At 40.3% G+C, this 15,514-nt stretch carries 13 protein-coding genes; 4 read left to right on the top strand and 9 right to left on the bottom strand.

Annotated features, from left to right (window positions below; translation table 11 throughout):
• The first annotated feature begins 127 nt into the window (after positions 1-127).
• Entirely contained in the window at positions 128-1,105 is a 978-nt protein-coding gene (locus MW695_RS00850) for a stage II sporulation protein M (protein ID WP_247101778.1), read from the top strand.
• A 312-nt stretch (positions 1,106-1,417) separates the two neighbouring features.
• Here the strand turns inward: MW695_RS00850 and MW695_RS00845 are convergent, their stop codons facing one another.
• The 7 genes from MW695_RS00845 to MW695_RS00815 all read right to left on the bottom strand — a co-directional run bounded on the left by MW695_RS00845 (position 1,418) and on the right by MW695_RS00815 (position 9,029).
• Entirely contained in the window at positions 1,418-2,776 is a 1,359-nt protein-coding gene (locus tag MW695_RS00845) for a DUF58 domain-containing protein (RefSeq protein WP_247101775.1), read from the bottom strand.
• The gene (locus MW695_RS00840; RefSeq protein ID WP_247101771.1) at positions 2,727-3,656 is read right to left on the bottom strand and encodes an AAA family ATPase; all 930 of its coding nucleotides are present in this window, start codon (positions 3,654-3,656) and stop codon (positions 2,727-2,729) included. Before MW695_RS00840 ends, MW695_RS00845 begins: the two co-directional genes overlap by 50 nt.
• On the bottom strand, positions 3,653-4,783 hold the full coding sequence (locus MW695_RS00835) for a DUF4350 domain-containing protein (protein ID WP_247101769.1): 1,131 nt from the start codon (positions 4,781-4,783) through the stop codon (positions 3,653-3,655). Before MW695_RS00835 ends, MW695_RS00840 begins: the two co-directional genes overlap by 4 nt.
• A gap of 7 nt (positions 4,784-4,790) precedes the next feature.
• Positions 4,791-5,432: a DUF4129 domain-containing protein gene (locus MW695_RS00830; RefSeq protein WP_247101766.1), complete on the bottom strand. Its 642-nt coding sequence runs from the start codon at positions 5,430-5,432 to the stop codon at positions 4,791-4,793.
• Positions 5,433-5,447: 15 nt separating this feature from the next.
• Positions 5,448-6,368, bottom strand: coding sequence for a DUF7847 domain-containing protein (locus tag MW695_RS00825; protein WP_247101763.1), 921 nt, complete (start codon positions 6,366-6,368; stop codon positions 5,448-5,450).
• Positions 6,369-6,622: 254 nt separating this feature from the next.
• Positions 6,623-7,684, bottom strand: a complete 1,062-nt coding sequence (gene rlmN / locus MW695_RS00820; RefSeq protein ID WP_247101760.1) for a dual-specificity RNA methyltransferase RlmN — start codon at positions 7,682-7,684, stop codon at positions 6,623-6,625.
• 571 nt (positions 7,685-8,255) lie between these two features.
• On the bottom strand, positions 8,256-9,029 hold the full coding sequence (locus tag MW695_RS00815; RefSeq protein ID WP_247101758.1) for an inositol monophosphatase family protein: 774 nt from the start codon (positions 9,027-9,029) through the stop codon (positions 8,256-8,258).
• 200 nt (positions 9,030-9,229) lie between these two features.
• Between MW695_RS00815 and MW695_RS00810 the strand changes: the two genes are divergently transcribed.
• The gene (locus MW695_RS00810; protein WP_247101755.1) at positions 9,230-11,293 is read left to right on the top strand and encodes a methyl-accepting chemotaxis protein; all 2,064 of its coding nucleotides are present in this window, start codon (positions 9,230-9,232) and stop codon (positions 11,291-11,293) included.
• An 88-nt stretch (positions 11,294-11,381) separates the two neighbouring features.
• Here MW695_RS00810 and MW695_RS00805 read toward each other — a convergent pair whose 3' ends face one another.
• Both MW695_RS00805 and MW695_RS00800 read right to left on the bottom strand, forming a co-directional pair.
• On the bottom strand, positions 11,382-12,794 hold the full coding sequence (locus MW695_RS00805) for an MATE family efflux transporter (protein ID WP_247101753.1): 1,413 nt from the start codon (positions 12,792-12,794) through the stop codon (positions 11,382-11,384).
• Positions 12,794-13,258, bottom strand: a complete 465-nt coding sequence (locus MW695_RS00800; protein ID WP_247101749.1) for a MarR family winged helix-turn-helix transcriptional regulator — start codon at positions 13,256-13,258, stop codon at positions 12,794-12,796. Before MW695_RS00800 ends, MW695_RS00805 begins: the two co-directional genes overlap by 1 nt.
• 478 nt (positions 13,259-13,736) lie before the next feature.
• Here MW695_RS00800 and MW695_RS00795 point away from each other — a divergent pair, with 478 nt between their 5' ends.
• Both MW695_RS00795 and MW695_RS00790 read left to right on the top strand, forming a co-directional pair.
• Entirely contained in the window at positions 13,737-14,423 is a 687-nt protein-coding gene (locus tag MW695_RS00795) for a response regulator transcription factor (RefSeq protein WP_247101748.1), read from the top strand.
• Positions 14,423-15,427 (top strand): sensor histidine kinase, encoded by a 1,005-nt coding sequence (locus MW695_RS00790; RefSeq protein ID WP_247103048.1) that lies wholly within the window; start codon positions 14,423-14,425, stop codon positions 15,425-15,427. Before MW695_RS00795 ends, MW695_RS00790 begins: the two co-directional genes overlap by 1 nt.
• The last annotated feature ends 87 nt before the right edge of the window (positions 15,428-15,514 follow it).

Here is a 15,514-nt window from a genome sequence, read left to right as displayed (position 1 = left end):
CAATCATTTTACTTCGAGACATTCAATCGCTTCTTTAAAGAAAATATTCATATAACCTGTTTCTATTTTACCATTATTACTATAAAATAGTAGTTATGAGTTTTTTAATAAGAAGGTGTGGCTCAAAATGAATATAAAACAATTTACACAACAGCATCGAGAAGAATGGAACAACCTAGAACAACTCATTTCGACTCTACAAAAGAACAATAGAAGCAGAACAGGAAGTCAGCACATTCATGATTTCCACCGTACCTATCAGAAAGTGGCTCAGCATCTTTCTTATAGCCAAACAAATTTCCCTTCCGCTGATGTGACTTTTTATTTAAATGGCCTTGTCGCAAAAGCTCACAATCTACTATACCGTGACCAACTATCGAGCTGGAAGCAAATCAAATATTTTTTTAGTACAAAATTTGTTCATTTGTTATTTGATCAATGGAAGTTTGTGCTCGTTGCGATGCTCCTGTTCACCCTCGGTGCAATTGGAAGCTTCTTTGCTGTTATGCAGGATGAATTAAGCCTTTATACTGTATTGCCGGCAGAGTTAGCAAAAGCATTTGATCCAACCCAAGTCGGCGCAGCAGAAGGCACCGTAAATGCACCGGTTATGTCTGCTGAAATTATGGTGAACAACATTCAAGTGGCTATTCTTGCCTTTGCTGGTGGAATAACATTTGGCTTATTAACCGTCTATATTTTGATTTATAACGGAATTATTATCGGTGCCATTGCCGCTCTCTTTTGGCACTATGGCAACAGCTACGAATTTTGGGCATATATCGTCCCTCACGGAATCGTCGAACTAACTGCCATTTTCATTGCAGGCGGAGCTGGTCTATTAATGGGCTATCGATTGTTTGCTCCTGGTGACTATTCAAGAGCTTATCAACTAAAGGAAAACGCCAAACGATCCGTCCAGCTGTTACTTGGAACGATTCCATTATTCGTCATTGCTGGTGTGATCGAAGGCTATATAACACCTGCAGGCATTTCGTTAGAAGCGAAATACGCTATCGCTCTTATCACTACCGTCGGTTTAATCCTATATGCTCTCATTGGTAAGGCGTTAATTCTCAAGCGAGAGCAGTCCAACCAATCTTAGCGGAAGCCATTGAAAGTAGCTTGACTTATCAGTTAAGGAAAACGTGTGTCTTTTAAAAAGCGATGTTCGCATTCGTTATCGACTATAAGGACGTTCCTTTTGATCGATTCGTAATGATGAACATCGCTTATTACATGTTTACATAGATTCAAACACGATGCATCCAAAAGGGAAAACCGCCCTTTTGGGCACTGGTTTCGTTCGCTACGCGTCAAGGGGAGAGAAGACCACTATCCACTTGACTTTTACTTCTGTAGCGACTTCGCCATGCCACGATGCATCCAAAAGGGAAAACCACCCTTTTGGATGCATCTATAACAGTCCGCGGTTCATGACGTCAAAGTAAGTCGAGACAGCGGCAACGGCTAATCGTTCTTCCTCCGCTTCAATCATATGAAGTCCTTGCCTCTCCCATTTTGCCTTTTCCCGTTTTTTCACAAGTATTTGCTTCATCGCCATCGCTTTGACAACAGCTGTCCTCACTTCTTCAGGATCATCCCCTACTTTCGACTTTAGCATTTCATCCTCGACACCAATCATGAAGAATAAATGCCGCTGACGTAAACGTTGTAAATACACAAGGGCGCTTTCCTCATGTAAAAAAGTGCGAACATCACTAAATAGAAGTAGTAAACTCCTCTTTTTCTGAACCGTTTCTAAATAACGAAGGACATCGGCATAGTTTGATTCGACCCCATCCACCTCTACATCATAAATCGCCTGTAAGATCGTCTGTAAATGAGCCATTCCTTTCGCCGGTGGGACAAAGACTTTAACTTGATTAGAAAAAGCTAATACAGCTACTTGATCCCCTTTTTGTAAAGAAGCGGCAGCAACCGTTATCGCAGCCTCTAGAGAACGCTCTAAACGGTTTCCCTTCTTCAACTCCGCTCCCATCATTCGCCCACAATCAATTAAGAGTGTGACGTGCTTTCCGTGTTCAGGCTCGTATTCATTTGTCATTAACTCCTGCAATTTTGCCGTTTGACGCCAATTAATCTTCCTTGGATCATCACCAACAACATAATTTCGAATTTGAGCAAATTCTCCAACATCACTCCTGCGTTTGCGAATATCCTTTCCTTCATGCAGTAAAAATTTCTGCGCATTTTCAAGAAAATGTCTCGTATCCGTCAAATCAGGTATTACTTTTACTTCAGCTTCAGATTCTTGAGCCATTTGCTTCTCCCATAAGCCGTAAACACTTTTATAACGTATGTACAGCTTTTTAACGAGATATTTACCACGAATGGGTGCTAAAGTTTCATAACCGATAGAAGATTCGCTTTCTGAACCTGCTTGTAGCACAATCGGAAAGGGGCGCACGAAGGATTGAGGTAAATCATCAATGATACGAATCGCTACCGGATAGCGTGATTGATTCGTTACGATTACCTTCCCTTGATACGCAATGCCTCTCTCCAATTCCCCATCTAATTGACGAGAGACATTCAATTCGTCTCTGCTTGGAGAAAAAAGCAGATCGAGCAAACTAATGAGCAACACAACTCCGTTTCCGATGATGATCCATACCCATGAAGCACCAAAGAAACCTAAGATGACAAAGAAACTTGAAATCGCGATAAAAAGTAGAAGCAACCGTTTCGTAGGCAGTATCCCTTTATCGCGGAACAGGAATCGACCCAACAAGCTCGTTAATAATTTGATCAACAGTCGTTCCCTCCAATTCTATATGTGGAGATAGTTGAATTCGATGTCTTAATGCTGGTTTGGCTACAAACTTAATATCGTCTGGCGACACATAATCACGCTCTGCTAAATATGCCCATGCTTGCGCAGCCTTCCCGATTGAAATCGCTGCGCGTGTACTAGCTCCAAAGCGAAGAGCTTCAGATTCTCTAGTTTTGCGTACGATCTCAACCATATATGCATACACATCATCACTTATTGTCACTTGCTCGATTTCCTTACGTATGGAAATAAATGCTTCAAGATCTAACTCTGATGCAACGGCCGCTGTATTCATTCTTTTCTCAATGACTTGTTTGAGCACTTTCTGCTCTTCCTCAACTGATGGAAAATCAATGATTAGCTTAAATAGAAAACGATCCTGTTGCGCTTCAGGAAGTGGATATGTCCCTTCATATTCAATCGGATTCTGTGTGGCGACAACAAAGAAAACCTCTGATAAAGAGTAGGTTACACCTTGAATCGTCACCTGCTTTTCTTCCATTGCCTCAAGCAATGCGGCTTGTGTCTTCGCAGGAGTTCGGTTAATCTCATCCGCTAGCAAAATATTCGTGAAAATCGGCCCCTTTAATGTTTGAAATTGACCATCTTTCATATTGTAAATCGTACTACCTGTAATGTCGCTCGGAAGTAAATCAGGAGTAAATTGAATACGGTGGAAATCGCCACCAATAAGTCTAGCAAGCGTGCGAACCATTTGTGTCTTTCCTGTTCCTGGTACACCTTCTAAAAGAACATGTCCTCCTGAAAGGACAGAAGCCAGTAACAATTTAATATTTTGACTTTGTCCAAGTATCGTTTGCTCATAAGATTCTAGTAAAACCTTTAATTCTGCTCTCACCTTTTCTCCACGCCTTTCTGTAATTCATTTAACTTTTTAGCCCAAAGTAGGTATTCTTGCTTGCTAACCACTTCTTTTCTTAAAACTTCCTCTAGCTCATATACGAATTTCCGTGTTTCCTTTTCTGTTTTCGCATCCCACTTTTGTACGAGATTATCTGCAATATCGGACCACTCTTTCGTTAGAGGAACCCCCCATTTTTCTTGCATTCGTGTTCGTACATAGTCACTTTGAATTTGCAAAGATCCCGAGTAATGCTTCCCTTTTATAAACCATGCACTTAGAGCATGAAGAGCCTCATCACTAAATCGAACGGTCTCCTCTTTTTCTACCAAAACCGGTCCAAACCTTTTGCCCTGATAGAGCAACCATAATAATGTAAAGATACCAAGTTGTAGCATCAGGATAATAAACCATTGAGGATAGACTTCGAGCATGCTTGTTGAGTTATCATCACCATGAACATATTCATCAAACCACAGTTCATCAGCATTAGCTTCCTCTATTAATGTCAGGATAAGCGGAATGTGATCCTCTTCTAATATAAATTGGTTCATAAGCCAGTATGGTTCATTAACAACCATTAAAGCTCCGTCACCAAATTCACGTTTAAAAGCGACAACTCCTAGTTCATCTTCTAATAAAATCTCATCTTCATCTGCCGGCACCAACCGTAAAGGAGATCGCTGTTCTGCATAATACGTCTCTTCTCCCCAATAAATAGGTTCATCTTCTAAGAAATGAAGGATCGGGTCATATTTTAGCCCAAACATCCCCGCTGGATTCTCACTAAAAAGGACAATCGTATTTCCTGCTTCCATAAAAGCCTCATACTGAACCATTTCATTACTCGTTGGTACGAACGCTGGTTCAATCATAAGCAGAGCACGATTTTGTTCATGTACTGGTAACTGATCTGGAGTTCGTTCCCAACGTCGCACCTTATCTCGTTCCTCATCCAAATATGTATACAAAGCCTTAATCCCCGTTGGAGAAGGAGAATGAGAGACATAAGGCGGATATTCACGTGGTGGCTGTCCAATAGCAATGAAACTACTAGCAAGAAAGATTACAAATAGAATTGGAATCCAAAACCACGCTTTAAACCTAAATTTATTTCTATCCAAAACGACCTCATTCCTCCTTCCCATTACGTGCATCTTGATTAGATTGTATCCAAGCCATCACAACCTCTTTGTAATGGAGGTACTCTTCATTCCTTACATGAACATTCCCATATGTGACACGATCAAACAATAGCGCGACATCTTGGAAGAGCGCGGATGTCTCCTTATCAACCTTCTCTAATTCATATACATATTCCCAGTTCGTCTTCCAAATCCGGGCCTCGAGCCATTCATGTTCATGAAAATACAGCAAAAATCCTAAAAATAAATGACGTAACGCTTGCGTATGGTTCCCTCTCTCCTCTTGCACCTTCAGCTGTTGAAAATGCATCTGAGATGACCACTTCATCTCATTTTCAGACTGAATCGGGGGTAATTCTCGAAAACGACGCTTTCTCTGTAAATACCTTGCTACAAAGATTAATGCTATAATTAGCGCGATCGTCCCGACTATCACAAGTCCAATAACAACTAAATTAGCTGCTTCATGTGAGGCTCGCATTACCGGAAGCAATTCAATAATAAACTCTATTATCCATTGCCAAACAATACTAATACCACGTTCTAGCAAAGTTCTTGTCTCTTCATAATATACCGTATACTCTCGTCCATCTAATATTTCAGCAATACGCTCCCTTGCCTGTGCCATAACCTCACCTAACCTTTATTCCGAACTAGGTTTTTCTGACTCATATTCATCAATGAGTCCTTTTAAATCATCTGCCTCATTACGAACTTTTAAATCAAAGTAAATAACAGCATACCCAACCGAGAAGATTAATGTCGTAACGAGCGACACCGTATTTATAATTAACGAATAAAGAACACTATTGCCAAGAAACAGCATGGCGACAACCTCAATAGCACCGGTCACAATTCCAATAATGAGAAAAAGAACAAGGTACAACCCTATTAACGCCCACACTCTTTTCTTCGTTAACCCCCAGCTTTTTCTGAATCCAGGTTTACTTTTATCAATAATAATTGCTCCGAAGTAAAAGCTCCATCTAATTGTAAAGTAAAGAATTGTCACAAAGAGAGCGATCATGAAAATAACTGATAAAACCACTCCAACTCCGCCTATCAATTCAGTGATAATTCCTGAGAAAAATGCCACAATTATAATCGGAATAACCATCATACCAATTAAAATTAATATATAAAGCAACGTTCCTCCGAGCGCTGGCCAAAACTTTGAAAATGCTTGCTTTATCACTTCTTTAACCGTATACTCCTGCTGCAAGCGAATCCGGTTTACTATCAGCATAATGGCCGCTTGAGAGACAATTAATAGGACAAAACTCGCCATCGATATAACTGTTAACCAGTTGTCAAGCAGCGTTGCAGGCGCCAACAAATCCTCTTCAAAACCAGCTATAAAACGATCAATCCAGGAGCCACTACTTCCTATTTCCTGAAAGAAATTAACTCCAAATATAAGCTGAATCACTGCTTGTAATACATATAAAGGGCCTAATAATATTAGCGCCACCTTAAACAAATCAGGGAATTTTGACTTTGTTATTGTAAAAATATGATCTAAAATTTGCCCGAATCCTTTAGGCTTTGAAAATGTCACCTTCACTACCAATCATCCTCCAAACATAAAAATTGTACGATATCCACATAAGCTCTATTTTAACATTTTTTCCTAAACACATGTTAGTAATATATGAAAATCATTTCTAAGAAAGCGCAATTAGAACAGGATGTTCATATACATGTTTAATTGTTGGGCGTTAGGGAGGAACGACTTTACCTTTATTCTCCCCTCTTACCCTTTTCAAAAAAAAAGCAATGGATAAAAGACTGTTCCCTTTTTACCCACTGCTTAAGAAATTATTTCGCTTTTTTTATCTGTTTACTTCTTAGCTGTCCACAGGCTGCATCAATGTCCGTTCCATGCTCTAGCCTTACACCACAGTTAATCCCCTTTTTCTTTAATGTATCAAAAAAGGTGCGAATTGCTTCATCTGTACTACGCTGATACTGTCCATGTTCATCGACTGGATTATACGGGATTAAATTCACGTATGAGAGCTTACGCTTATCAGCGATTAATTCTGCAAGTTCAAGCGCGTGCTCTTTCTTATCATTAACATCCTTTAATAAAATGTACTCAAACGTAATCCTGCGATTCGTCTTCTCCAAATAATAGTCAATCGCATCCATGAGCTTCTCAATTGGGATCGCACGATTAAGCTTCATGATTTGTGACCGAAGCTCATTATTAGGCGCATGTAAGGAGATCGCTAAATTCACTTGCGAATGGACATCGGCGAACTTTCGGACTTTATCTGCAAGTCCACTCGTCGAGACGGTAATATGTCTTGCTCCAATAGCTAGTCCTTTTTGGTCCTTCACCACATCTAAGAAATCAATTAAATTTTCAAAATTATCAAATGGTTCACCAATCCCCATGACAACAATGTGACTCACTCTCTGTTCTTGACCAAGACCATCGAGGTAGTGCTGAACATTCATAATTTGCTCAACAATTTCCCCACTCGATAAATCCCGACTCTTCTTCAAAAGTCCACTTGCACAGAAGCTACAGCCGATATTACAGCCGACCTGGGTCGTCACACAAACCGAATACCCATACTTATGCTTCATGAGAACCGTCTCAATTAAATTTCCATCCTGAAGACGAAATAGGAATTTAACTGTACCATCCTTAGACTCCTGCTTCACATGCTCCTCAAGCGTTTGAATGTCGTAATGCTCTTCAAGTAGCTGCAAGCAATCCTTATTAACATTTGTCATCTCAGCAAATTCTTTCACACGCTTTTGATACAGCCAGCCCCATACTTGCTGTGCGCGGAATTTTTTATGTCCGTATTCAATTAACCAATCCGTCAATTGCTCGAACGTTAACCCATATATAGATGGTTTACTCATTCTTTTACCCTCTTTTCACTTCGTAAGAATATATTCCCCATTCTACTGAAAGTCAGCAAAAGTAGCAAGAAGAGCCACCTTCCAACTTTAGTTAAGAAAAACGTGGTAACGTAAGGGCACGGATAAAAGGCTCTGTACTTATTCATTGTCCTCGCTCAGTGAAGTTGTTAAAAGGGCTTGAGATGAACTGAAAAGGCTCTCCTTTCAAATCAACATGTAACGTATAGAGCGGCACCCTTCGCTGAATTCACATATAGTCTGCTTGATGGAACTTCATTCCGCTATCTCCTTCATAAAGTCTTTTTTGACGGCTCTTCCGGATCCTCGTTCCGCTATTTGACCGTTTTTACTTTGCTTTGCTCTTCTTTTTGTGTATTAGCGGAATGAGGTTCCACTTCGTACGCTCAAACAACGTGTTTATCCCATTTAACGGAATGAGGTTCCGTTTAGTATAAAAAAACCTACGTCTTCTTTCATCCTAGCTGATAACGTACGGAGCAGACACCCTCACGAATCCTCCTACGCCCCATTGATTAAACTTTTATGACCTTTATAATTCTAAATCTTCTAATCATTCATTAATAAGCTTCCGAATTTGATTCAAAACGGAATCATTGCCAGCAAGAATGAAATATCCTTTATTCAGCTTCTTTTTCTCTATAACGCCGCCAGCCTCCTTTACAATAAGCACCCCTGCTTCAAAATCCCATGGGTTAATCTTATATTCCCAATACCCTTCGAAGCGTCCAGCCGCTACTTGACATAAATCCAAAGCAGCACTACCAGTCCGCCGAATTCCACCAATATGTAAAATAACCGCATTAAACTGTTCAACATTATTAAGAGGATCCGTCGCACGATCATACGGGAAGCCTGTAGCAATTACCGAATCTGTCAACCGTGTACGTGTCGATACCGTTACCTTCCTCCCATTTAGAAAAGCCCCTTCGCCCTTAACCGCCGAATAGCTTTCGCCTATCTTAGGGGCATGCACAACCCCAATGACCGTTTCACCTTCATATTTCACAGCTACCGATATCGCAAACATCGGAAAACGGTGAGCATAATTTGTTGTCCCATCAATTGGATCAATCACCCATTCATAGCCTGATCTCCCTTCAGAAACGCCCGTCTCTTCAGAAAGAATAGCATCACTAGGGAAAAATGTACGGATTCTCTCTTGAAAAAATTCATCTGTCCACACATCCATCTCTGTTACTAAATCAATATTAGCTGACTTCTGCTCAATTTTTAGCTCATCATCCATTCTTTTCACTTGCTCTTGGCCTGCTACTTGTACCCATTCTTGAATCTTTTCAAATCTTTCACTCCACTGTTTGTTCATCGTAGTAACCTCCATATGAATTCATTTAGCCCACAATATACCCCATTCATAACTATCTTTATCATAATAATACGCTAGCCTCAAATCGAATTTTGTCAAATGACTAATAAAATCGTGTGCTGAAGCCGATATATATAAAGTAGAATAAAGATGAATCATGTCGAATTATAGTGAACGTATTACAAAAGGAGGTCAAACGTATGAAATCAATGATGAGTCGCATACCTACTATTTCAACGACTAAATTACGAACCCAGCTTTTATCTTACTTCATCATCATTACAGCAATCCCATTACTTATTATCGGCTCTCTCTCCCTTTATCAAATGAATCAGACTCAACAATTTTTAATCGAACAAGAACTAACTGAATTAAATGAGATCGGGGAATATAACGCTGAATTTATTACCGAATGGATCAATGTTCGTATGAATGAAATGCGTTATTTAGCTAGCTTAGACGCCGCGGGACAAGTGAACGTTGGTGAATTAGACCATCTCCTTGATCGGATCGCCGAAAGCAATGGCTTTTACGATACCATTTACGCTGTATCTCCAGAAGGGATAGGATTAAGTGGTATTGCATATGAAAATGAATCGTCAATCATCCTTTCTCAAGCAGAAGTAAACGACTTCAATGTTGCTGATCGCGACTGGTTTCAATCAGCGATTTCAGGAGAGGATACATTTTCTCAACCCCTTTTGTCTAGGTCAACTGGAAATCATGTCATTACTCTCGCTACCCCTATTTATGATGAGACAAATGCCATTGTAGGTGTTATGCGTGGTGCTGTATTATTAGATACGATTTTCGAACGCATTCAGTCTCTTGACGTTGGTGAGTACGCAGATGCATATCTCGTTGATTCCGAGCAAGTTCTCGTTACTCCCGCTCTATCAATTGAAGATTCCGAGTCACCTGTTGACACAGTCGCATCTCAAGCTATTGCTAATACTGAGAGTGGATCAGCCGCATACGAAGACCCAGCCGGAAATGCCGTATTAGGCTCCTATCAATATATCCCATTACTCGATTGGGGGCTCGTACTAGAAGTCGAAGAGCAGGCAGCCCTTCAAGAAGCAAACCAATTGCAAACGCAAATGATAACGTTATTTTCTATCGTTATCGCCGTTTCCATTGCATTCATTGCATTTATTGCATTTGCTATCGCTCGCTCCTTAACGAAGCCAATCATCCAAATGGTAAATGGCGTTCAAAGAGTGGCCAATGGCGATCTACGTGAAACGATTGATATTCAAGCTCATCAGCTCAAATCGAAAAACGAAATACACCAGTTAGCTCAATTTTTCAATAAAATGACTGAAAGCTTACAGCAGCTCGTCTCTCAAGTAGTGGATAAATCACAAAATGTCGCTTCTACCTCTGAAGAACTAACGGCAAGTACAGAACAAATTAGTAAAGCAACAGAAGAAATTACAGAATCGATCCAAAACGTAGCGACTGGAGCCGAACAGCAAATGAAGACGTCTGAACAAACAACAGCGTTATCCAACAATACGGCGAAAGAAGCTCAACAAGTTGCTACGCACATGGAGGAGATCGATCAATCGACTTCGAGGACAGCTAGTTTATCATCTGATGGGGATAAGCTCGTTCAAAAAGCAGTACAACAAATTGAAATCATTAATGAACGAACCATTTCAAGTGAAAAGGTAGTCAAAATGCTTAATGATAAAACGAAGGAAATTGGTCAAATTGTAACAGTTATCACGGAAATTGCCGAACAAACAAATTTACTATCGTTAAACGCATCAATAGAAGCAGCTAGAGCTGGAGAACAAGGAAAAGGCTTCGCAGTCGTCGCGAGCGAGGTTCGTAAGCTCGCTGAAAATACAGCTACTTCCTCACAGCAAATCGCTACATTAATTAACCAGACACAGCAAGAAACCGTAGCAGCTGTTGAAGCGATGATCGAAACAAGAAAAGTGGTTCATGAAGGGACCGAATATGTATCAAGTGCTGGCAATGCCTTCAAGGATATTACAGAGGCTGTAACTGGGGTTTCCTCCCAAGTAAAAAACATTATGACTTCCATTCAATCTATGAATCAAACGATTCACGAAGTAGTGGAGGCCAATGAAGCCGTTACAGAACTATCGCGGGAATCAGCTACTTATAGCGAAAATGTCGCTTCCGCTTCTGAAGAACAAAATGCCACAATGGAAGAAATCGCCTCAGCCGCTAATGAGCTTGCTTATATGGCGGAGGAATTAAACAAAACGGTTGAGCATTTTAAATACTAAGATTTTCTCTTAACGATAAGAAAACGCGACAGCGTCTTTTCTAATAGGTGTGCTCATAGGGATCAAACCCTTTGAGCACAACCTTATATTAAACACCACCAGAAGTCACAGCTATTTGGGGCTCTTCCTCACCTTGATCATGATCTTCATCTTTCCCTTTTACTAGAATCGTATCACGATCACGGTAAAGCAAGTAGACTGCAAGAATCGTTGATAGAAAATCAGAAACAGGAAACGCCAACCATACACCCGTCAAACCGAAAAACTGCGGCAAGATAATGACAAGCGGTATAAGGAAAATAATTTGCCGTGATAAGGACAAAATCATCGCTGGCTTTGCCTTTCCAAGAGCTTGATACAATCCACCACTCACGACTTGGATTCCAACAACCGAAAAGACAATAAACATAATACGCATCGCATACGCACCTTCTTCTAGAACAACTGGATCATTCGTAAAGATACGTAAGAACCATGTTGGTACGAGCAGAAGGAGGGCACTAATGACAACAGACGCAATCGTGACGACCTTTAATGTAAGCCAAATCGTCTCCCTCATCCGTTCGAATTTCCTCGCTCCAAAATTATAGCCAACGATCGGCATCATCCCTTGCATAACCCCAATAAGCGGCATGACCGTAAACATAATAATTCGTTGAATCAATCCGAATATACCGAGGTACAGGTCGCCTCCATGCTGCACAAGCATCGTATTAATCGCAATCATCATAATACTTCCTGACGCTTGCTGGACAAAGGCCGGCATCCCAACAGCTGTTACTTCCTTTAATATGTTCCAACGAACAATGAGATCTCTCCATGTTATGGATAGAGAGCTCTTACCTGTCAAATAATAATGTAATAAAACGACCGAAACCGTCGCTTGCGAGATGACCGTCGCCCATGCTGCTCCAGCTACACCCATGTTCAAACCGAAAATGAAGATCGGATCTAAAATAATATTTAACACAGCAGGAATTATCATCGTCATCATGGCAAATTGGGCATTTCCTTCTGAACGAACGATATTATTTGTCGCAAACGAGAAGGAAAAGAAGATCGTTCCAATCAAAATCGGGAACATATAATCGATCGCATAAGGCAAAATGTCAGGAGTAGCTCCAAATAATAGCAATAGAGGCTCTAGAAACGTAAACGCTCCGATCGCTCCAATGACACTCACAATTAAAACGACGCTAATGACCGTTCCAAACACTTGATTGGCTTCACCTTCACGTCGTTCTCCAAGCCGCCTTGAAATGACCGACGCTCCACCAATTCCTAGAGCCCCAGCAACAGCCATTATAATCATCATAAGCGGGAACGCAATCGTTACACCGGCAACGGCATCAATCCCAACTCCATATGAAATAAAGATCGTATCAACGACATTGTAGAAAGCCATCACAAACATCCCAATAATCGCTGGGATCGATAAATTTTTAAGTAAGGTTGGAATACTCTCTGTACCCAGCCGCTCACTTTGCATTTTTTGATCCATTACTCTCCACCCTCTCCCGTTGCCTTGCTTTCTTTCACACATAGGTTCTCTTTTAACCGTTTTAACCAAACAATGAGAAGCGCCTTCTCCTCTTCCATAAAGCCCTCTAGCAGCTCATCTTCAAGTAACGTAAGCTTCTTCCAAAAGATTTGATCAATCTCATACCCTTTATCTGTTAAGTGAATCACCTTCGAGCGTTTATCGCTTGAGCTAGCACGCCTTTCAATAAACCCCTTCTTCTCCATCGTTTCAATTAAACCATTCATCGTCGAACCTTTTATATACAGGCGATTTTGTAGTTCTACCTGAATTTGAGGGCCATGCTCGACAAGCAAATAAAGAGCCCTTGCTTGCGCGACCGTTAAATCAACTTCAGCCAATTTCTCATTGTAACGATTTTGAATAAAATGGGCAGCGATTCCAATATGGTATCCAACATGCCTTTCAATATCACGCTTCTCCATTCGTTACCCCCCTAACTAAATTACCACTTAATTATCTTATCAAATTCGCAAAAATTGTTCAATTGATATTTATTGTAAAAATATTTAATTAGCTAACTAATAAACTGACAGCTCAACCGATATCGTTAGAAATCATATTTGAATCCAATTTTTACACCGTTGAGTCTAGCGTATGAAATGAAATAAACTGAGTTTAATTCATTTAGGAGGCTTTATAAATTATTGGTAGATTCAATAAAGGTCTATTTAAACGGTGAAAAAACGAATGACTAATGGTCAAGAATAAAAAACGAGGATGGGAATTTCCTGGGGAACATAGCCCCTTACAATTTACTTTGAGGTCATTCAAACGGATAAACCGCCCTTTTTGAACAACCTTTAAAAAAATCATGCCATTGAATATGCTCAAATTTATAGCCAATGGCACTTTTTTTCATTAAAATAAGGGGCAAACCTAACGACGAATGAGGAATGCTGTATGTTCAAACTATTACTAATTGAAGATGACGAATCGTTGTTTACCGAAATAAGGGAACGTTTAAACCAATGGTCTTATCATGTCTATGGTGTGGATGATTTTGACCAAGTGATGAGTACATTCACGAATGTTAAACCTGACCTTGTCATCATAGACATTCAACTTCCGAAATACGATGGCTTTCATTGGTGCCGATTGATTCGAGAGCACTCCAATGTACCGATCATCTTCCTATCTTCACGTGATCATCCGACAGATATGGTTATGTCGATGCAGCTTGGAGCCGATGATTTTATTCAAAAGCCCTTTCATTTTGAAGTCCTAATCGCGAAAATCCAAGCGATTCTTCGGCGCGTCTACCATTACACGTCAGACCAAGCTGTATTAAAGACTTGGTGCAACGCGACGATTGATATGGAAAGAAGCACCATTTCGAATGAGCATGGAACCGTTGACCTATCAAAGAATGAGTTATTTATTTTAAAACAGCTTATTGAGCATAAAAACAAAATCGTTTCCCGCGAACAATTAATTTCAAGTCTTTGGGAGGATGAACGCTTTATTAGTGATAACACGTTAACGGTCAACATAAACAGACTTCGTAAACGACTTGATTCCATCGATCTAGGAGAAGCGATTGAAACAAAGGTCGGACAAGGCTATATCGCAAAGGATGAGATACAATGATGTTTCTTCAATATGTATTAGAACGACGCAGCTGGGTTGTCCTTATTGTAAGCTTACAGCTCATTCATCTGTTTATTGCCTATGTTGATACGGCACTCCCTTTCTCATCAAGCCTTTACATCGTCTTTCTCTCCACAATGGTTTTCTTGCTCTTTCTCATCATTCGCTACAGAAAGGAGGCAGCTTTTTTCAAGCAGATCGTCACATTGAGTGATGAGTTAGATTTATCACAACTAAAGAAACCAAGCAGTCCTTTCGAATCTATCATCGATGATGCGCTCAAGGAGCAAGAGAGAATGTATAAGCAGCAGCTTCATGAACACCAAAAGATGCTTGATGATGAAAAGGATCATCTCTTATCGTGGATTCACGAAATGAAAACACCGTTAACGGCTATGCATTTAATTATCGATCGAGTGGGAGAGCAAACGTTGAAGCGACAACTCTCGTATGAGTGGCTACGAATTCACCTTCTACTTGATCAACAGCTGCACCATAAACGATTCATTTCAATTGAAAATGACTTATATATCGAAGAAATCCAGCTAGAAGAGCTGATTCATCAAGAAATCAAAGCACTTAAATCATGGTGCTTCCAAAAAGGGATTGGCTTCGATTTAAATCTAGAAGTCGCGACTTTACTTAGTGACAGTAAGTGGTTATCCTTTATGATTCGCCAACTACTTTCCAATGCCATTAAATATAGTGAACGCGCAGATATTTCGATTAAGAGCTATATGGAAAACGGGCATTGCCAGCTTGAAATCGCTGATGATGGTTGTGGAATTTCTGCAAAGGATTTACCGAGGGTTTTTGACAAAGGCTTCACATCAACAACAACTCATCATGAGCATGCAGCAACTGGAATGGGCCTTTATTTAACAAAGAAGGTGAGCGATTCATTACATATTCAATTGTCGATTCACTCGAAGCTCGGAGCCGGTACGACTTGCCACCTTCTGTTCCCAAAAAAGAATCAACTCGTTCATCTTATGGGCATGTGACAACATTGTCACATGCCTTGCTCATTTGTTCGGTGAATGAAAGGAAAAAACCTCTCCATTACATTAAGATGATGATAGATCAGAAAG

The sequence above is a fragment of the Halalkalibacter sp. APA_J-10(15) genome, assembly GCF_023017105.1.
Classification (GTDB): Bacteria; Bacillota; Bacilli; order Bacillales; family Bacillaceae_D; genus Halalkalibacter.
Note: the sequence above shows the minus strand (reverse complement) of the source record. Positions and strands in the feature narration are given on the sequence as shown.